Genomic DNA, 18,984 nt, shown 5'->3' on the forward strand with positions numbered 1-18,984 from the left:
GTTATTCCTCCCGTACTGCCGTTGCAAAGCTTGTGGGTGTCTCCCAAACTTTAACACTTCGTATTAGTATATCGTGTTTATCAAATTCATGGCTTAAGATTTCCAGGAAATTTCTTGCCATCTCTTCCGCTGTAGGCTTATATGTCACAGTAACAACTTTCCTGCCGTGTTTTCTTAATAATTCTGCTATTTCGTGTTCCAAGGAATCCGGGGATTGGCACCAATACATGAATGCATGATCGAGAGGATCGATTATCTTGTCTTTTACTATGTTTTTTAGATGATTAAAATCTATAACCATACCTTCTTCTGAATTTCCTGGAGAAGTTATTAAATCCTTGGATTTTCTTGTTACCTCAACTTGCATCTTGTAAGTATGCCCATGTATATTTTTACACAATCCTTCATGGCATGCCAGCATATGTGCCATATCCCATGTAAATTCTTTAGTAATTGATACGTTAACCATTATTATTTACCTCATATTTTATCGGATCTTCATATCCTGCCTCATGGAAAGCCCTTAATCTTAATAAACAACTGTCACATACGCCACATGCAAGTTCTTCTCCCCTGTAACATGACCAGGTAAGGCTGTAATCTACCCCAAGCTTCATTCCAAGCTTAATTTCTTCAGATTTTTTCATATGAATAAATGGTGCATGTATTTTTATCTTTTTTCCATGCTCCACTGCAAATACTGTTCCCATATTTATGGCATTTTCCATTGCATTAATAAATTCCTGCCTGCAATCAACATAACCTGAATAGTCAACCTCACTTACTCCGATAAAAATATCCTGGGAACCTATTGCCTCGGCATAAGATGCTGCATACGAAAGGATATCATGTTTCTTGCCGGAACATAGGTTATTGGTATGTCCTTTCTATTTTCATCACCTTCTGGAACGTCTATATTTTTATCAGTTAATGCAGATCCTCCCCAGGCATCCATGTTTGTTTTAACAATAATATGCTGTTTTACTCCCGTTTTTTCTGCTAGTTTTGCCGCACATAAAAGTTCTTTATTATGCCTTTGCCCGTAATCAAAGGATATGGCATAAACTTCATAACCTTCTGATTTTGCTAAATATAAAGCTGCTGATGAATCTAAACCGCCTGATAATAGAACCACTGCTTTTTTCAAATTAATTCATCCTTTCTTTATAATAACTGCCCTTTAGCTGCAAGTAACAGTAAAATGATAAAAATTGTCCGCAGTTCATGGTTGTTAGCTGGACGTTTTATATTGTTATTCTCAATTATTAAATCCAAATTCAAACATTTGCTATATCTGCCATGGAATTATTGCAACAAAAAAAGGGACAAACCTGTCCCTTTGAATATAAATTATTACCTTTGTAGGTAATTTGCCCGTAGTTTTGTTTATAGACAGGATGGTTTCGAACTGTCTTATTCAGTTATCTTGTCCATTATAACATAAGGCAATGCTTTAATCAATGCGTTACATGAATGTATTGGTGTAAGCAAAACATCCTTAGAGCAGACATCTCCTTAAATACCGAAGAGATGGAATCTGTGGAAAATCTCCAGAGAAGGCTGCTGAGGTATATGACAGGAGTAGTAGAAGAGTAATGGAGGTTTATACAACCAAGTCAGGAATACAATTTAATACTGATAATTTCCTTGATGGTTCGGATATTGGCAGGGACGGTGCAGTTTATAATAAAGAAGCGGCTTATGCTTTGAAACACAGTATTTTCCTGGTCAATTGCAGTTTTTACATTTTTAATAATTAAATATGTTAATTTACTTCTATTGTTGCATCTCCAACCTTTTTAATATGGTCATATCCTGATAAATCCTCCATTAGCTTAAAGACAGCTAAATCTTTATTTTTTGCTTCAAGCATAACGTCAAAGTTTCCAACTTTACCTCTAATACCATTTAAGAAGTTAATAAATTCCTGTGAATTTATATATTCATGATGGCTTCTTATTTCTTTTTCACATTTGGGACTTGAAAAATGGATTTTGGGATGAAATTTCTCATCTTTCCATGTGCTAAATATATCATCTATGATATCAATTAACTTATATTTTGAAGGATTACACATATCATGATGGATATCAACCACCATAGGTATTTTTAAATTATTGCATATTGTTAAAACATCCTCAACATTATATATCTTGTCATCATTTTCTAGTATTAATCTTTTTTTAATTCTATCCTCAAGTTGGAAAAATCCATCATAAAATCTTTTAATTGAGTATTCTTTATTTTTGTACATTCCCCCAACATGTATAACCATTTTATACTCATAACCAAGATTCATTAATTCAAACATACTGCAGTGATAGTCTAAATCCTTTATGGAAGCATCCATTACATCTTTTCTAGGACTATTTATCAGAGTAAAATGATCAGGATGGGTACTAACTCTTGAATTTGTCTCTTTGACAACACTACCCAGCTCTTGAAATTCACTTTTAAATATTTCCTTCCAATTCCAGGCCGAAAATTCAGGATGAGTTACCAAAGGAATAAGCTTTGATGTAAATCTATATAATTTTATACCATATGCATTGTTATATCTTAAAATTTTTATTGTGTTTGCAATATTCTGTTTAGCCAGGGATTCGACTTTAACTTCCCAATGTTCTCTATCTATTTTTACAAGGTTTTTTAATGTTATTGTTTTATTGGGTGATAGGTCTTTTAGCTTCATTGATATTGCAACATAACCCAAGTTAATTATCATAAAAGTTTCCTCCTAAAATAACCCGGTATAGCGTTAAAAAATAGGGGTACTTTATATTATTTAACTATATTTTTTACTTCATTAGCCTAACTTATGATATGCTTATGTTAAGGGGCCCTTAAGTTTTTATCATAGGTGTTACGTAAGTGTAAAATAATCCCCACCTATTATATAGATGGGGATTAGCGTATCACTATTCTTGGTTAGAAACTCTGCAGTTGTAAGGTGATGTATCTGACCAAAGCAGCTTACCAAAATCAGCTTCAGATTCTTCCAAGAGAACCTTAAAGAGCTATCTAAGCAGATTTGCTTGGGCAAAGGAGCAATAATATTATTGTAAGCTGCCTGGAATTATGATAGTATAATGTACTTAGGATTTCCATAGAGTATCCTATTTTTACAGATATAGAAAATGCCCCTAAAATAAGCTCATAGGGTGATACAATGAATAAGAAGAGAATTATAGCGGTTGTGATGGCGATAATATTTCTTTCGATATCAACCGTATGGTATTATGCTGAACATAATCCAGAATTTAGAGGAAAAATCAATGAAAAGATTAACGAGATAGAAGGAAAAACGCTGAATAAAAATTTCCAAACAAAAATTAAATCAGGTAATCTTTCTACAGATTATAAGATAGAAGAAGCATTAAATGATATAGAAAAGCTTAGCTTAAATACTGTAAATATACCTGTTGTAATCAATATAAAGAATTTGTCATCCAGCGACATGACAGTTAATCAGGAAAGTCTTGAAAGAGCAAAGCAGCTCATTAAAAAGCTGAGATGGAAAAAAATAAACATAATCATCGAACCATATCCCTGGATAGATAAGGGACAATACTATGAAACTGATTGGATGCCAAATGATATAAATGCATTCTTTTGGAATTGGAAAACCAATGTCCTAAAGGTATTAATAGATGAAATAGCTGTTCCCTATCATGTGGATGCACTGGTTGTTGCATCTAACTTTGTTCATATGGAATATGCTGAAGGGTATTGGTGTGATCTAATTGATTATGTAAGAACCTATTACAAGGGACTTATAACCTACAAAACCTGCTGGTGGTATACTGCAAAATGGGATCCGACAACTGTGCAAGCATATGAGAAAAAACTTAATAATAAGCTTTTTGGAAAGGTAGATTATATATCCATTGCAGCATACTTTGAGCTTACGGATAAAGACACTAACACTGTAGAAAACTTGGAAAAAGCAATCAGAAGTACACAGATTTTTGATAGAAAACAGGATATACTTGCTGAAATTAAAAGCTTCCATGACAAATGGAAAAAGCCTATATTCTTCGGTGAACTTGGATTCCCAAGGACGAACAAGGCTTCGGTACATCCATGGGATCCATATCAGACCGATGTAATGAATGAAAAGGAACAGGCAAACTGTTTTGCTGCTTATAAAAAGACCTTCGAAAATGAACCATGGCTTCTTGGTTTTTCAATATTTGCAATAGGAGAGCATGGCCCCGATAAACGATATTATCCTGGAAGTGAAGCTGCAAAAATAATAAAGAGTTGGTATTTTAATCAATTAAATAAGCCAAAACAATAAAATCAAACCATTCTTTAGCTATGCCTTTATTGTTCATAGACGCTAACTCCTTCGTATGCAATTTTATGTTCAATTGTAGAAATAAAAAATATTTCTAAAAACTCTTGACTCTGTACCTAACTACAGGGGCTATAATTGCTTGTGGAGGTGAACAAGTGGAAGGATTAACAATAGGTCAGGTAGCTAAAGGAGCGAATGTAAATATTGAGACTATTAGATATTACGAAAAAATGGGACTTATTCCCGAACCTCCGAGAACAGAGTCGGGATATAGGCTTTTTTCTTTAGAGGCTATTGAACGGATAAAATTCATTAAGCGGGCCAAGGAATTAGGTTTCACCCTTTCGGAGATAAAGAAACTCCTTGATATATCTGACGGTCAAGAGTTTGATTGCCAAGATGTGCAGAGGTTCGCTTTTCAAAAACTTAAGGAGATTGAATTGAAGATACATGATTTGGAAAAAATAAAAGCTATTTTACAAGACTTATCCCAGAAGTGTCCAGGTCAGGGTCCAATTAGTGAATGTCCTATATTAGAAGAACTTAAGGAAGGAGGAGATTAGGATGGCTAATAAGAGACTTATAGAAGTATTTACTGCAGGGTGTTACATTTGCGAGAACACAGTAAAAGAAATTAAAGCCCTTGCTTGCCCTAATTGTGAAGTTATTGTGTATAACTTGAACAAAAAGTGTGAAACTAATGAGTGTGAAAATAAAGCAAAACAATATGGTATTAAATCAGTTCCCGCAGTTGCTATCAATGGGAAATTAATAGATTGTTACAACAATAGGGGTATTGATTTTGAAGCACTAAAAAGAGCAGGGCTTGGACAGTGCTAATGGGAGATATTGCAGATGGCTAAAGAAATCGATAATCGAAATAAGTTACTTTGGTTGCTTTCTGGGGCGACATTTTTAATATTCTTTCAAGCTTATATGGTCGCTCCTCTTATACCAAAACTTGCCAATGTTTTTGGGCTATCGGCTGAATCTATTGGCTTGATTGTTCCTGCTTATCTGATTCCTTATGGAATAGCGACACTTTTATATGGTCCGCTTTCAGACCGTTTAGGTCGGCAACCTATTATATTTACTTCGTTTTTATCTGGCTTTGCACTTTTTGTATTTTGAATGCCACGGGCTATGCCTGTGGTTCCAAAAGGCTTAAAGCTATGAGTAGAAAAAATAAACCTCCTTTGATAGAATGGAAGTGAGTTTGCCAACCACAACCAAATCAAAGGAGGAAAATCCATATGGATAATGAAAGTTTATCACATACTAAATGGAATTGCAAATATCATATTGTATTTGCACCAAAATATCGAAGGCAAATAATATATGGAAAAATAAAAGCAGATATAGGACAAATATTGAGAAAACTATGTGAAGGCCATACACACCGGTTCACTTTTGCTCAAATGTGAACCGGATAGCACTTTTTCTTTTCAAAAATGTAAAAATTATTCTAATAAGTTCAAATAACTGTCAAGTTTGTCATAAAGAAAGCGATAATTGTAATAGGAAAAACATGGTCATTAAATACCAATAATATGGAGGGAATAGTATGAAGGATATGGAGCTTCTTCATGGTAGAAATAAGCTTCTTATTAAGCTTTTATGGTTCTCCCTTGTCCTTGGAGTATTCGTTGACGTTGCAAACAAGCTTCCAAGGGAGACTATTTTAACGGTTTTGATAACTGGGACAGTTATTTGTTCACTTATAACTTTCCTGATTATTAGAAGAAAAATGGTAGGATATATTATGTACCTAATTTCAATTTCAACCATGATATTTTCATTTATGATAATACAGGCATCTACAGGGTCAACATCCTTTGCCAATATACTTATAATTTATTACAGCATTGCAGTAGTTTCACTTTATCATGATTACAGGCCTATTTTGTTAACTGGGATACTAGGACTCATACTTACTAACTACTCATTTTTTGCCTTTAAAGGCACAATGTTTTCAGGTATTTCTCAAAAGACATTAATATCCTTAAATCTATACTTGATATTATTTACAGCTATCCTTATTTCTCAGAGCCGAATTGGGGAGAGGATGAGAAGAGAGATAGACGATAAGCAGGTGGAAGCCTTAAAGGCTAAGGATAAAATTGAAAACGTCTTAAATGAGGTAAGAAATAGCGTAGAGATTTTGACAAGCTTTAGTTCCAAGCTTAAGGATAATGTAAATGCTGCGGGCCAGATATCAGCGGATATTGCTGCTGCCTACACAGAGATACTAAAGGGAGTGGATTCCCAGACGGCAAGTGTTAATGAAATAAGTGAATCAATAATAGAGGTTGATAAGAGCGTAGATTCACTTCTTAAAAAATCAGGGCAGATGAAGAATGCTTCAAAGGAAATAGCAAACATAGCTGATGTGGGTAAGATGGAAATAGAAGGTTTATCATCGGATATGAACCGTGTGCAGGATATAATTGCAAATACCGTTAGACTCATGGAAGATCTAAACAGCAAGAATGATGAGATAGGAGCAATTTTAAAAGCTATAAACTCCATAGCAGAACAGACGAATTTGCTGGCACTTAATGCATCTATAGAGGCAGCAAGGGCAGGAGAACATGGAAGGGGATTTGCCGTTGTTGCAAATGAGGTACTAAAGCTTGCTGAAAGCTCGAGAAAATCAACTGAGGAGATCGCAAGCATTTTAAAGGACGTCGAGATTAAGACAAAGAACGTTGCAGAACAGGTAACTCTTGGGGAAAGGGCAGTGGATATGAGCATTAAGGCAAGGGAAAGGGTAGAGGATATATTTAAAAAAATATTAATAAACAGCCAGGATGTCCTTGAGCATTCCAATATAGTGGATGAAGGGCTCGAGAAAATCAAAGGGTCATCCTCAAGGGTTGCACAGGAAATACAGTCCATAGCCTCCTTTACAGAGGAAAACACCGCAGCAATGGAGGAGGTCATGGCAAGTATTGATTCCCAGGATGATAGAATGGGGGATATTGTTAATAGTTTTGCTCAGCTTGAGGAAATCACAGGTCAGCTTAATAAATTAGTTGAGGGATAAATTTTAGGGTTAGCCTATTTTGAATAATTGAGTGCTAACCCTTGAAGTATTTATACAGAGGGGGAAAAGTGATGAAATATAAAATGGAGCTTACCCAGGAGGAGAGGGAAATTCTTGAGGGGAAGCATGGTGAAACACTTCAAAAGGTTATGAAGTCAGTGGTTTTATATGGGGAAACCTTTGGGGCCAGGAGGCTTGTAAATTTAGATGGACCAGTTCATCTTGTAACATCCTTTGGGATACCTATATTGGAGCCTGTATTTGATATGATGGATGAGCTAATAAGAAATGGTCTTGAAACGGAAAAGAAATTTACAGTGGACCCAAGACCCTTAGATTATGAAAATGTGAAGGCAAATCTTATACAAAAATTTGTGTTTAAAATCATGTATGGAAAGCAGAAGGAATATGAGGAGCAGCTTAAGGCGGTAGGTCTTAAGGATGACAAAGCCTTCACCTGCGCTTGCTATCTTCCTGAGGTGGGTAATATTCCTAAAAAGGGAGATGTGCTTGCATGGGCTGAATCCTCTGCAGTTGTGTATGCCAACTCTGTATTAGGTGCAAGAACCAATAGAAACTCAGGCATAATAGAGCTTTTGTCAGGGATTATAGGAAAAACTCCCGAGTTTGGGCTTTTAACCGATGAGGGAAGAATGGCAACTTGGTTAATTGAGGTTAAAACAAGCAGACTTCCTAACGCCCAGGTACTTGGAAGCGCAATAGGTATGAAGGTTGTTGAAGATGTACCCTATATAGTTGGACTTGATAGGTTCTTAGGTGAAGGAATATCAGATGATACCTCAGACTACCTGAAGGACATGGGAGCAGCAAGTGCATCAAACGGGGCAGTTGGACTTTATCATGTTGAAAATATAACCCCTGAGGCAGTTGAAAAGGGGAGAGAACTCCTAAAAGAAGGCTATAAAACCTATGTGATAGATGATGCTGAAATAGACAGGATTATAAAATCCTATCCAGTGATGTGGAAAAATGAGAACGCGAAGCCAAGGCTTTGCTTTATAGGATGTCCACATTTATCCTTAAACCAGCTCTATGACTGGACAGATAAGATATCAAGGGAGCTTCAGAAAAAGGGTCAAAGCAAGGTGAAGATTAGAACAATTCTTTCTGCTCCACCGGATGTGATTGAAAAGTTTAAGAAGGACAATAGGGCCTATGAAAGGCTTATGTCAACAGGAACAAAACTCACTTACATATGTCCCCTTATGTATATGAACAACCCTATTTGTTCAAAGCAGCCAGTAATTACAAACTCAAATAAGCTTAGAACATACACAACCTCAAGGTTTTATCTTGATGATGAAATATTAGAAAAGATAGTTAAGGGATATTAATGGGGGTGATGTTATGTCAAAGGAATTCAAGGGAAGAGTTGTCCTTGGAGGAAACCTTAAAGGAGAGGCTGTTGTTACCCATAGCGGACTTAACATACTGGCATCCTTCCAAAGGAGCGCACTTAAAAAGGCAAAGAGGGCTATATGTGCGGACCAGAATAATGAGGAGATATACGGTAAGGACTTAACGGGTAAAATAATATGCCTTCCAAAGACAATAGGGTCAACCACTGGCGGAATGGTTTTAGAGTCAGTCGCAAAGCTTGGAATAGGACCCGCTGCAATGCTCTTTTCAGAGCATATAGACTCCCTTGCAGCTGCTGGAGTTATTCTAACAGATGTCTGGGTTAATAAAAGAATTATTACAATAGATCAGCTTGGAGAGGAATTCTTAGAGTATGTAAAAACTGGACAAACTATCGAAATTAAGGAAGATGGAACTGTGATAGTAGAATAGGGGGATGGCTATGGATTACAAAATGTTATTCGAACCAGGAAATATAGGTAAATGCAAAGTTAAGAACAGAATCATAATGGCACCAATGGGTAATATAAACATGGCAGACCCCATTGGAAGGCCCCTTCAGAAGATGATAGACTACTTTGTTGAAAGGGCAAAGGGAGGAACAGGACTTTTAATTACGGGCCTTGTTCCTGTTTCCTATGGCGTGGATCCAACAGTTTCAGAGGATAATGACACTACATATTTTCCCAGAATAGATGGTTCATCAAGAACAAGGCTTGCTGGGTGGAGGGACTTAACTGCAGGGGTTCACTCCTATGATTCAAAGATTTTCATACAGCTTACAGCAGGTCTTGGAAGGGTTGGTTCTCCAGAACCTGCCCTTAAGGGTAAGATATTAAAGTCAGCATCAATCAACAGGAACTTCTATGTACCCCAACTTCCACACATACCCTTTACTGACATGCAGATAAAAAAGATTGTTAAAAGTTTTGGACAGTCTGCAGTAAATGCAAAGGTAAGCGGTTTCGATGGAGTTCAGCTCCATGGACATGAAGGATATCTTATGGACCAGCTAACTTCCTCACCCTGGAATAGAAGAAAGTTTGGAAGATATAAAAATAAATTTCAGTTTGCAATAGACGTTGTGAGGGAGATAAAGAAAAGATGCGGTGAGGACTTCCCAATAATATACCGTGTAGACCTTACCCAGGGTCTTCAGGAGTCCTATGGAGATGAGATATTTAAGAAGAGATTCAGGGGAATGGAAAGAACGATTGAAGAGGGGCTTGAGTTTTGTAAGGCCCTTGCAGAGGCTGGAGTTGATGCCTTTGACGTTGATAAGGGCTGCTATGACAACTGGTTCTTCCCACACCCACCTGCATACTTCAATGATATACCATACGTTGAGGAGATTGCAGGAAGGTTAAAGGAGTATTTTAAGAAGGAAAATATAGATGCAAAGGTTATAGCTGTTGGTAAGCTTGGAAAACCAGAGGTTGCGGAAGAAGTACTTGAGAAGGACTTTGCAGATTTTGTAATGCTTGGAAGACCACTTCTTGCAGATCCCTATTGGCCAAGAAAGGTATACGAAGGAAGAGAGAGGGAGATTATTCACTGCATAGGAGATCAGGAAGGGTGTATTCAGTCCTTCATATTAGGTGGTCATCCCTGCTGTACAGTTAACCCATATACAGGCTTTGAGGACAGCAAAAAGCTTAAAAAAGCTGAAAAGCCAAAGAAGGTTGCAATAGTTGGTGGAGGACCGGGAGGCTGCGAGGCGGCTAAAACAGCTTTTTTAAGGGGGCATGAGGTTACCCTGTTTGAAAAGGGAGACAGGCTTGGGGGACAGCTCATTCCAGGAAGTAACATGAAGATAAAACATGACCTTGCAAGGTACGTATCAAACCTCAATTACCAGATGGAGCTCCTTCAGAAGCAGGGCCTTGATATAAGGCTTAATACAGAGGTTACAAAGGAGGATTTGAAGGGCAAGTATGACGTTATAATATGTGCAAACGGCCTTAATCCTATAATTCCAAAGATAGATGGAGTAGAAAAGATAAGACACATTGAGGCTAGGGAGCTCTTAAAAAGTGGCATGAAACTTCCAGAGGACGTAAAGAAGGTTACTGTAATTGGGGGAGGGGTTGTAGGCTGTGAACTTGCCTATTCCCTGGCGTATGAGAAGGGGGTTGAGGTAACAGTTATAGAGATGCTTCCAGACCTTATGACAGGAGTAGTACATGCTAATCGTTCAATGCTTCTTTGGATGATGATGGGCAAGGGCTCACCATCAGGAAAGGTTGAAGATGCAATAAAAACTCCAATTAAAGCCTATACTTCCTCAAGGGTGGTAAGGTTTGAGGAAGATAAAGTTTACATACTTGCGAATAGAAAGAGGAAGGATCCATATACTCCATGGACAACCTTAGTGCCTGAAAATATTCATAATCCCTTTGATAAAAAGCTGGACCCAAAGGATGTAGAGGAGATAGTAATTGACACAGACTATGTTGTATTCTCAACAGGTGGAAGAGCCAATGATGGCCTCTATTACGAGCTTTTAAGGGAAAAGGCAGCAAATGAAGTGTATGCCATAGGGGACTCAAGGCAGCCTGGCAGAGCCTTTGAAGCTATTACTGGTGGAAACGATGTGGCAAGGTTTATATAATAGGAGATTAATATTAAAAGCCCTAAGGTGTAAAGTGTCTTAGGGCTTTAATTTAGATGCGAAATATTTGAAGCTATTATAATAATATTGATATGCCAAGTGTATAATGCTAATAATATACCTAATAAGTGAGTGTGCATGGGGTCATCCTGAGCGGCACAGGGAATATCCTACACGCAGATAACCCTGCGGAGTCACTTTGCTGTGTCTTCGCGGGGGTTAATATTTTAGGGGGATAAACATGGTAAGAATTTTGAGCGAAAAAGGCAGAAAAATAGTAATAGATTATCTCGAAAGAAATCATATGGAAAGCACATTTTTAATTGGGAATGTCATCGAGTTTGGCCTTGAAAACAACATGGAGAAAAGAAGATGCGGCGATTATTATGGATACTTAAAAGGGGAGAGGTTAAGGGGAATACTTTCTTTTTATAACGTTGGAAGCTGCATATTATAACGTTGGAAGCTGCATACTCCATTATGAGATTCAAGGGGCAGTGGAAGCTTTGTTCCTCTTCCACCTGAAGAGAGGGGTTATAATAAGCTCAGGGAAAATACTACAAGCTTGCAGCATATCACTCCGTCATTGAAAGACTGAATGAGGACAAAAAAATTTTAGATAATCTTAAGGAGGATAAGGAAGTGATATTAGATATTAAAAACAATAAATTTCCATAGAGGAATTTGTAGACCTTTGTAGAATATTAACTATTAATTAAGAAAAGAAACAATATTCTGCGATATCTTAATATAAAGTAATAGAATAAAACTAAAGTAATCATGTGCTATATATAGACCAAACCAAGTGCTCTTTAAGAGCAATTTCCCGAATTATAATATTTGGTAGACGATACCAGATATTATCAATATATTTATTGAAAAATTTTATAATATTAAGCTATAAAATCTGGTTAATGTTATCTATAAGGATAACGTTAATCTTCTAATAAATCGTAGTTCTAATTATGGGGGGATGCTGCAATGAACGAAATTGAAAAAATTATACAAAACGAAGACAAGAAGAATCCTCTAACAGATGAAAGTATTGCATCGATGTTAAATATAAGCAGGGAACTTGTCACAGAATACAGACTATTAAATGGCATACCAGATTCCCGAGAAAGAAGAAGGCCATATCTTTATGAAGATGCCAAAAGAATTATTACCCTAAACAGAGACATTTCGGACAGAAAACTAACAAAAGAATTAAATGATTTGGGGTATGATGTATCCAGATTTGTAGTTTCTCAAATAAAAAAAGAAATTTTAAATGTGGCAGGCAATGTAGATGCGAAGAGCAATGCTGAATCGGTTAAAAAAGTAGATTTGGTTGAAAATGTAGAAAAAATTCAAAACACTAAAAAAGTATTAAATTTGGAAATAGTTAAAAATTTAGAAAGTAATATGGAAAGTAGTACGGACAATGATGGCCAGTTGAGTGATGACCAACTGCTGTCCTTTAAGGAGATTGTAGGATTCAATGGAAGCCTTAGGATGCAGATCAGCCAGGCGATGGCTGCGGTATTATATCCGCCACATGGACTTCATACGCTGATACTTGGACCATCCGGGGTTGGAAAAAGCCAGCTTGCAGAGGCCATGTATAAGTTTGCACTGGAGTCTGGCAGACTTACGAAGGATAACCCATTTATAGTTTTTAACTGTGCTGACTATGCTGATAACCCGCAACTTCTTTTGGCACAGCTGTTTGGGTACAATAAGGGATCCTTTACGGGTGCGGATACTCCAAAGGCTGGACTTGTAGAAAAGGCAAATGGAGGAATATTGTTTCTTGATGAAGTACACAGGCTGCCAAGCGAGGGTCAGGAAATATTGTTTTATCTTTTGGACAAAGGGAAATATAGAAGGCTTGGGGAAACAGAAAATACAAGAGAATCCAAGATAATGCTTATAGCTGCAACAAGTGAAAACCCTGAATCATCCCTGCTGCTTACATTTAGAAGAAGAATTCCCATGGTCATAGAGCTGCCATCAATTAATGACAGGCCCTTTTCCGAAAGGTATTCCATAATAAATTACTTCTTTGCGGAGGAGTCTTTTAGAATAAATAGACCTATAAAGATAAAGGTTGATGTAATTAGGTCATTAATGCTTTATGATTGCCCCGGAAACATCGGTCAGCTAAGAAGTGATATTCAGGTTTCATGTGCAAGGGGATTTTTAAATACTCTTGGCAGCAAGGATGAAATTATAAAAATAGATCTATCCTGCCTTCCAAATCATGTTAGAACAGGAATCCTAAAGCTTAGTGAAAGGAACCATGAAATAGATAAATATGTTTATAAGGATATACTGGTGTACCCCGATAAAAAAAGCAGACTCCTTTCGGGGGGAGATAGATACGTACTTCCAAACGAGATTTACCAGTTTATAGAAGATAGGTTTAAGGAGCTTAAAAGCCAGGGGATTTCAATGGATGATATAAATAAAATAGTTGGAAGTCAGGTAGAAACGGAGCTTAAACGATTTGCAGAGAATACAAAGAAAAATTCTGCCGTTTCAAAACAGGAGGTTAAAGAAATAGTGGGTGAAAAGATTGTTAGCGCCGTTGAAGATGCAATTAAAATCGCAAATAGCTACTATAAAGATATTAGCTCGAATTTCTTTTATTCTCTTGCAATACATTTAAGTGCTGCATACGAGAGACTAAAATGTGGAAAATCTATAATTAACCCTCGGCTAGAGAGCATAAAAAAAGAATATGCCGATGAATATAAAGTGGCAAGGGAAATGGTTGATAAAATAAATGAAAAACTTGAAATTAAGCTGACGGATGATGAGGTTGGATTTGTTGCGATGTATTTGAAAACATTTTTAACCAATGAGGATAAAAACAAAAAAAGAGTGGCTGTTATAGTATTAACACATGGCCATGTGGCCAAGGGCATGGCGGAGGTTGCCAATAAGCTCCTTGGTGTTAATATAGCACATGGTATAGAGATGGAGCTTGATGAAAAGCCTGAGGATGCACTTCAGAGAACTATTGAAGTAGTAAAAAAGGTGGATGAAGGCAGGGGTTGTTTGATTCTAATAGACATGGGATCTCTTATAACCTTTGGAGAAATAATCACAAAAAGTACAGGCATACCAACGCGCACAATAGGAAGAGTTGATACTGTAATGGTTCTCGAGGCCGTAAGGGCTGCCATAATACCCGATGTTTCCCTTGATGATATTGCAAATGCCCTGGATGTAAGTAAGTCCTATATTGGACACGTTGAGGGGGTTAAGGATTCCTATAACCTTCCAAAGGCAATTGTTGCGATATGTATAACTGGGGAAGGTACCGCCATTAAAATACAAAAATATATTAATGATAAGATTCGCGGTATTAATGATACAATAAAAATTATTCCAATTGGTATGGCTCAGGAATATGAAATAGATGAACAGATAGCCGAAATAAGAAGCAAAAATAACATCGTTGCATTTGTAGGAACCATAGACCCTGAGGTGGAGGGAGTTCCATTTATTTCGACTGAAGAGATAATGAGTGGAGGAGGCCTCGAAAGGCTTAAAAAAATTATAGGAATGGAAAAGAGAACTAAGAATAGCCTTGAAGAAGTTATATCTGAGGATTTGATACTGTATAACCTTGAAGCTGATAACAAAAATGATGCTATTGACAAGATTATTGAGCTGCTTGAACTTAAGGGATGCGTAAACAAGGATTTCATGCTGAGTGTTTATAAAAGAGAATCAATAGGTCCAACCTGGATAAAGGGAGGAATAGCCATACCGCATGGAAGTACAAAACATGTCATAAAGCCTGCCATAGCAATTGCGAAGTTGAAAAAACCTATACAATGGGAGGAAGAATTACAAACTGATTTAATATTTTTAATTGCATTAAAAGAAGATTCAAAGAATTATATTCATAATTTATATAAAATTTTTAAAAATGAAAATTCGATTAATGCCTTGAGAACAGCAGAAAGTACAGAGGAAATTAAGAAAATACTTTTATCAAATACCATACCAACCATATAGTTGGTATGGTATTTGCATTATATATTGTAGAAAGCATCAAGTGGATGCATTAAGAAATACAAAACTAGCCAAGGAGTTGGCACAATAATTGAGTTATAATAGTGCGAAACATCAAGGGGAGTGAAGACAATGAAAATATTAGACTTAGTAAAGAAGGATTTAGTTGTTACAAAATTGGAGGTAGAGAGCAGGGGTGATTTGTTCAAAGTATTATATGAAAAGTTATATAGTGCTGGTTTTGTAAAGGAAAGTTTTCTTGATGGTATTGAGAACCGTGAGGCAAAATTTCCTACAGGGTTGCAGCTCAGCAAATATGGTGCAGCAATACCACATACAGATCCAGAGCATGTAATTGAGCCAGCAGTAGTTGTTGCAACACTGTCACAACCGGTAATCTTTAAGAGCATGGAGAATCCAACAAATGATGTTAAGGTGAATATAGTTTTTATGCTTGCAATAAAAGAACCTCATATGCAGCTTGAAATGCTTAAGCAGATGTCAAGGATATTACAAAATGATTCATTACTTGAGCAAATGCTTCAGGCAAATGAAGGCGACGAAATAATAGAAATAATTAAAACTGCATAGATCAGTAATTAAGTTACTGATTTAATAAAAGATAATTATAAAGGGGAGGAAATAAAAATGAAAAAACAAAAAGAATTCAAGACTGCTCGTGTAATGGTTGTATGTGCCGATGGGGTCGCTACTTCTACTATGGTACTTGTTGCTTTAAGAGATGCTTTTGAGGATGCGGGAATTAGTGCAGAGTTTGTTCAGGGAAGGGTAATTGACGCTCCAAGCATGGCTAAAAACGGAAAATTTGATTTCATAATATCAACAGCAGGAACAGATCTTGATCTTGATACAGATATTCCAGTGTTCAGTGGAGTTCCAATACTAACTGGAATTGGCAAAGAACAGATGTTTGAAAAGATTATGGAGCTTATTGGTTAAATAACTTTAGTAATGGATTATCAAAGGATAAAAAGATGACATAAGTCCTTACACGGTGATTAGTAAAGCTGCCACACCTTCTAATATACCAGGGTAAGGACTATGCCTGCACACTTATAGTTTAAACTCAAACAATAAAATAATCAACTAATATAAAGTATAGATTTAGTCATATTAAAGCTATAATTTTCATGATGATAAAAAATATTATACACCAAAATTTAAGGGGGAATATTAATGTTTCAACAATTTATGAATACCTTTGGGGCCGCAATTCTTCTTCCTGTCATAATATTAATATTTGAATTGTGTCTCGGAATAAAGCCTACAAAAGCTTTAAAATCAGCACTTTATATTGGTATTGGTCTTAATGGTCTTGTAAAGGTTCTTAATCCATACTTCATGGGACTTATCGGAAAGCCGGTTTCCGATATGATTACTTCCACAGGCATTAACTTACCATATGTTGATACAGGCTGGGCTCTTTTAGCAGCAGTTGGCTATTCAACAATCATTGGTGTACTTGTAATACCGGTGGGAATAGTTGTTAACCTAATAATGCTTTTCCTCAAATGGACAGATACTCTTGATTTGGATCTTTGGAATTTCTGGCATTGGGCCTTCGTAGGTAGTATGGTTTATTATTCAACAGGAAGTTTGCTATATGGAGTTTTAGCTGCAGTAGCAATGGAAATGTTCCTTCTAATAGTTGCAGATATAACAGCACCTGTAATGCAAAAACACTTTGGTTTACCGGGAATTTCTTTCCCACATGCAAGTGGCCAAGGTTTGGTATTTATATTGGCTCCTCTAAAGTGGTTTTATGACAAGGTTGGATTATCAAACCTTCATGTAAGCTCAAAGGATATAAGAAGAAGATTTGGAATTTTAGGAGATGCTTCTGTTCTTGGTTTTATAATTTCCTTCTTCATAGGCCTTATTGCTTGGCACAATCAATTAAATAAAATGGAAACTTGGGCAGGATTATTAACAATAGGTATAGGTACAGGTACATTTATATACCTCTATCCTAAGGCAACAGCATGTCTATTAGAAGGATTTACAACCCTCAGTGACAAGGTAAGAACATTACTTACCAAGTCAGGAATTAAGAGACAAATTAATTTTGGTATGGATTCAGCTCTTACAGTAGGACATCCCGATGTAATTACAGTAGGATTATTAACCATGATTGTTACTGTTCCACTAGTATTCATTCTACCAGGAAACAAGTTTTTAATGCTTGCAGACTTGGGAGTAACACCTTTCTTCCTTGCTTCAGTAACAGTTGCAGTATTAGGAGGAAATATAATTACTTCCTTTATTACAACTACTATAGGAATAGTTATAGACCTTTATTTCTCAACAGCAATTGCACCTGCCTTTGCTCAGACAGTAAAAGCAATAGGAGTTAAACTACCAGATACAGGAAAGGCGGTTGTTGGTGCAGATATAAGGCCAGTACATGGTCTGTTCTACTTCCTGGGTAAATCATCTGTAGGAATTGCGGTTGTCTTTGCAGTTATAATCGTAGTTTTACTTGTATTCAAGAAGCACAGTAAATCATTTTATAAAGCCTTTGGATATGGAGAAGAGACTGGAAATAATCTATCCATGTAGAGATAAATGAAATCATAAGAAGCCATATTGAAAGTTTGTGGTTTCTTATATTAGATAAACACTAAGATTAATGAGATTTATTAAAAGGAGTTGTTTTAAATGGCAAAATGGAAAGTAGCAGCTACAGCAGTAACCTTTGGAAAGCTTAATAAGGAGCCAGTGGAGCGTCTTAAAGAATTTGGATGTGAGGTTACCCTCAATCCCTATGGAAGGCCATTGACCGAAGATGAAATGATAGAATATGCCAAAGATGCAGATGCAATAATTCTTGGTAATGACAAGGTTACCGCAAAGGTAATAGAAAACTGTAGGAATCTTAAAATAATTGCAAAGCACGGAGTAGGAATAGACGGAGTAGACCTTAAAGCTGCAGAAAAGGCAGGTTTAATTGTTACAAATGCACCTGCTTCAAACAATGAGGAAGTTGCAGATTTAGCCATTGGATATATATTAATGCTTGCTCGTGGACTTTATCAGGCAAACGCTGATACCAAGGCAGGCAGATGGATAAAGCCAATCGGAATTAGCCTCTATAAAAAGACTATAGGAATAGTTGGGCTTGGAGCTATAGGTGTTGCAGTGGCAAGGAGAGCTAAGGGGTTCGATATGGAAATTTTGGGATATGACATCAAGGAAAACCCTGCGGCGCTAGAGATCGGAGTAAAGTATGTAAGTCTTGAAGAACTCTTATCAAAGGCAGATTTCGTAAGCTTGCACCTTCCATTAACAAGTGGAACTGAAAATATTATTAACGCAGAAAGACTTAACCTAATGAAGAAGGGTGCGATACTTGTAAACACAGCAAGAAGACAGCTGGTTGACTATGATGAACTCTATAAGCTTCTTTCAGATGGAACCTTAAGAGGATATGCTACCGATGTATTTGACTTTGAACCACCTGCACATATACCATTATTTGATCTTCCAAACGTTATAGTAACACCACACATTGGAGGAACAACGCTGGAATCAAATAGGCGCATGGGGGATATTGCGGTAGATAATGTAATTGCCGTATTAAGTGGACAAACTCCTCCAAACCTTGTTAGATCAAAGTAG

At 36.6% G+C, this 18,984-nt stretch carries 19 protein-coding genes and 1 pseudogene; 17 read left to right on the forward strand and 3 right to left on the reverse strand.

Annotated elements, in window-relative coordinates:
• Nucleotide 1: 1 nt before the first annotated feature.
• Together EDD71_RS00080 and queC are read right to left on the reverse strand one after the other, a co-directional pair.
• A complete protein-coding gene (locus tag EDD71_RS00080; RefSeq protein ID WP_133626720.1) occupies nt 2-469 on the reverse strand; it encodes a 6-pyruvoyl trahydropterin synthase family protein in 468 nt (155 codons plus the stop codon).
• Nucleotides 462-1,147, reverse strand: a pseudogene (gene queC / locus EDD71_RS00085) (7-cyano-7-deazaguanine synthase QueC). Before queC ends, EDD71_RS00080 begins: the two are co-directional and overlap by 8 nt.
• 326 nt (nt 1,148-1,473) lie before the next feature.
• On the opposite strand from queC, the gene EDD71_RS15860 reads away from it, so the two are divergent.
• Nucleotides 1,474-1,596, forward strand: coding sequence for a hypothetical protein (locus tag EDD71_RS15860; protein WP_279232975.1), 123 nt, complete (start codon nt 1,474-1,476; stop codon nt 1,594-1,596).
• Entirely contained in the window at nt 1,596-1,760 is a 165-nt protein-coding gene (locus EDD71_RS15480) for a hypothetical protein (protein ID WP_207669238.1), read from the forward strand. The genes EDD71_RS15860 and EDD71_RS15480 overlap by 1 nt, the downstream gene beginning before the upstream one ends.
• 5 nt (nt 1,761-1,765) lie before the next feature.
• Here EDD71_RS15480 and uvsE read toward each other — a convergent pair whose 3' ends face one another.
• A complete protein-coding gene (gene uvsE / locus EDD71_RS00095; protein ID WP_133626721.1) occupies nt 1,766-2,725 on the reverse strand; it encodes a UV DNA damage repair endonuclease UvsE in 960 nt (319 codons plus the stop codon).
• Between the two features lie 444 nt (nt 2,726-3,169).
• On the opposite strand from uvsE, the gene EDD71_RS00100 reads away from it, so the two are divergent.
• The 15 genes from EDD71_RS00100 (at nt 3,170) to EDD71_RS00170 (ending at nt 18,984) form a co-directional block, all read left to right on the forward strand.
• Nucleotides 3,170-4,300, forward strand: a complete 1,131-nt coding sequence (locus tag EDD71_RS00100; RefSeq protein WP_133626722.1) for a glycoside hydrolase family 113 — start codon at nt 3,170-3,172, stop codon at nt 4,298-4,300.
• A 155-nt stretch (nt 4,301-4,455) separates the two neighbouring features.
• Nucleotides 4,456-4,863, forward strand: a complete 408-nt coding sequence (merR, locus tag EDD71_RS00105) for an Hg(II)-responsive transcriptional regulator (RefSeq protein ID WP_133626723.1) — start codon at nt 4,456-4,458, stop codon at nt 4,861-4,863.
• A gap of 1 nt (nt 4,864) precedes the next feature.
• A complete protein-coding gene (locus EDD71_RS00110) occupies nt 4,865-5,140 on the forward strand; it encodes a thioredoxin domain-containing protein (RefSeq protein WP_133626724.1) in 276 nt (91 codons plus the stop codon).
• Between the two features lie 15 nt (nt 5,141-5,155).
• The gene (locus EDD71_RS00115; protein ID WP_133626725.1) at nt 5,156-5,431 is read left to right on the forward strand and encodes an MFS transporter; all 276 of its coding nucleotides are present in this window, start codon (nt 5,156-5,158) and stop codon (nt 5,429-5,431) included.
• Nucleotides 5,432-5,553: 122 nt separating this feature from the next.
• Entirely contained in the window at nt 5,554-5,724 is a 171-nt protein-coding gene (locus EDD71_RS00120) for a transposase (RefSeq protein ID WP_279232976.1), read from the forward strand.
• 140 nt (nt 5,725-5,864) lie between these two features.
• Entirely contained in the window at nt 5,865-7,346 is a 1,482-nt protein-coding gene (locus EDD71_RS00125; RefSeq protein WP_133626726.1) for a methyl-accepting chemotaxis protein, read from the forward strand.
• 71 nt (nt 7,347-7,417) lie between these two features.
• Entirely contained in the window at nt 7,418-8,701 is a 1,284-nt protein-coding gene (locus EDD71_RS00130; protein WP_341471781.1) for an aconitase X, read from the forward strand.
• 13 nt (nt 8,702-8,714) lie between these two features.
• Complete coding sequence (locus EDD71_RS00135) at nt 8,715-9,158, forward strand: aconitase X swivel domain-containing protein (protein WP_133626728.1); 444 nt, start codon at nt 8,715-8,717, stop codon at nt 9,156-9,158.
• Between the two features lie 10 nt (nt 9,159-9,168).
• Complete coding sequence (locus EDD71_RS00140) at nt 9,169-11,337, forward strand: oxidoreductase (protein ID WP_133626729.1); 2,169 nt, start codon at nt 9,169-9,171, stop codon at nt 11,335-11,337.
• A 241-nt stretch (nt 11,338-11,578) separates the two neighbouring features.
• Nucleotides 11,579-11,794 carry a hypothetical protein gene (locus tag EDD71_RS00145; protein WP_133626730.1) on the forward strand — a complete coding sequence of 72 codons (216 nt, stop codon included), beginning with the start codon at nt 11,579-11,581 and terminating at the stop codon, nt 11,792-11,794.
• 524 nt (nt 11,795-12,318) lie between these two features.
• Complete coding sequence (locus tag EDD71_RS00150; protein ID WP_133626731.1) at nt 12,319-15,348, forward strand: sigma 54-interacting transcriptional regulator; 3,030 nt, start codon at nt 12,319-12,321, stop codon at nt 15,346-15,348.
• Nucleotides 15,349-15,477: 129 nt separating this feature from the next.
• Nucleotides 15,478-15,936 (forward strand): PTS sugar transporter subunit IIA, encoded by a 459-nt coding sequence (locus EDD71_RS00155; RefSeq protein WP_133626732.1) that lies wholly within the window; start codon nt 15,478-15,480, stop codon nt 15,934-15,936.
• A gap of 57 nt (nt 15,937-15,993) precedes the next feature.
• The gene (locus EDD71_RS00160; RefSeq protein ID WP_133626733.1) at nt 15,994-16,305 is read left to right on the forward strand and encodes a PTS sugar transporter subunit IIB; all 312 of its coding nucleotides are present in this window, start codon (nt 15,994-15,996) and stop codon (nt 16,303-16,305) included.
• A gap of 237 nt (nt 16,306-16,542) precedes the next feature.
• A complete protein-coding gene (locus tag EDD71_RS00165; protein WP_133626734.1) occupies nt 16,543-17,925 on the forward strand; it encodes a PTS transporter subunit IIC in 1,383 nt (460 codons plus the stop codon).
• A 99-nt stretch (nt 17,926-18,024) separates the two neighbouring features.
• A complete protein-coding gene (locus tag EDD71_RS00170; RefSeq protein ID WP_133626735.1) occupies nt 18,025-18,984 on the forward strand; it encodes a phosphoglycerate dehydrogenase in 960 nt (319 codons plus the stop codon).

This window comes from Fonticella tunisiensis, from assembly GCF_004364155.1.
GTDB classification, from domain to species: domain Bacteria; phylum Bacillota; class Clostridia; order Clostridiales; family Caloramatoraceae; genus Fonticella; species Fonticella tunisiensis.

Excerpts from the sequence above, each read along its gene's own strand:
- EDD71_RS00080 (WP_133626720.1), bottom strand. The coding sequence starts at position 469 with ATGGTTAACGTATCAATTACTAAAGAATTTACATGGGATATGGCACAT.
- EDD71_RS15860 (WP_279232975.1), top strand. The coding sequence starts at position 1,474 with ATGTATTGGTGTAAGCAAAACATCCTTAGAGCAGACATCTCCTTAAAT.
- EDD71_RS15480 (WP_207669238.1), top strand. The coding sequence starts at position 1,596 with ATGGAGGTTTATACAACCAAGTCAGGAATACAATTTAATACTGATAAT.
- uvsE (WP_133626721.1), bottom strand. The coding sequence starts at position 2,725 with ATGATAATTAACTTGGGTTATGTTGCAATATCAATGAAGCTAAAAGAC.
- EDD71_RS00100 (WP_133626722.1), top strand. The coding sequence starts at position 3,170 with ATGAATAAGAAGAGAATTATAGCGGTTGTGATGGCGATAATATTTCTT.
- EDD71_RS00110 (WP_133626724.1), top strand. The coding sequence starts at position 4,865 with ATGGCTAATAAGAGACTTATAGAAGTATTTACTGCAGGGTGTTACATT.
- EDD71_RS00115 (WP_133626725.1), top strand. The coding sequence starts at position 5,156 with ATGGCTAAAGAAATCGATAATCGAAATAAGTTACTTTGGTTGCTTTCT.
- EDD71_RS00120 (WP_279232976.1), top strand. The coding sequence starts at position 5,554 with ATGGATAATGAAAGTTTATCACATACTAAATGGAATTGCAAATATCAT.
- EDD71_RS00125 (WP_133626726.1), top strand. The coding sequence starts at position 5,865 with ATGAAGGATATGGAGCTTCTTCATGGTAGAAATAAGCTTCTTATTAAG.
- EDD71_RS00130 (WP_341471781.1), top strand. The coding sequence starts at position 7,418 with ATGAAATATAAAATGGAGCTTACCCAGGAGGAGAGGGAAATTCTTGAG.
- EDD71_RS00135 (WP_133626728.1), top strand. The coding sequence starts at position 8,715 with ATGTCAAAGGAATTCAAGGGAAGAGTTGTCCTTGGAGGAAACCTTAAA.
- EDD71_RS00140 (WP_133626729.1), top strand. The coding sequence starts at position 9,169 with ATGGATTACAAAATGTTATTCGAACCAGGAAATATAGGTAAATGCAAA.
- EDD71_RS00145 (WP_133626730.1), top strand. The coding sequence starts at position 11,579 with ATGGTAAGAATTTTGAGCGAAAAAGGCAGAAAAATAGTAATAGATTAT.
- EDD71_RS00150 (WP_133626731.1), top strand. The coding sequence starts at position 12,319 with ATGAACGAAATTGAAAAAATTATACAAAACGAAGACAAGAAGAATCCT.
- EDD71_RS00155 (WP_133626732.1), top strand. The coding sequence starts at position 15,478 with ATGAAAATATTAGACTTAGTAAAGAAGGATTTAGTTGTTACAAAATTG.
- EDD71_RS00160 (WP_133626733.1), top strand. The coding sequence starts at position 15,994 with ATGAAAAAACAAAAAGAATTCAAGACTGCTCGTGTAATGGTTGTATGT.
- EDD71_RS00165 (WP_133626734.1), top strand. The coding sequence starts at position 16,543 with ATGTTTCAACAATTTATGAATACCTTTGGGGCCGCAATTCTTCTTCCT.
- EDD71_RS00170 (WP_133626735.1), top strand. The coding sequence starts at position 18,025 with ATGGCAAAATGGAAAGTAGCAGCTACAGCAGTAACCTTTGGAAAGCTT.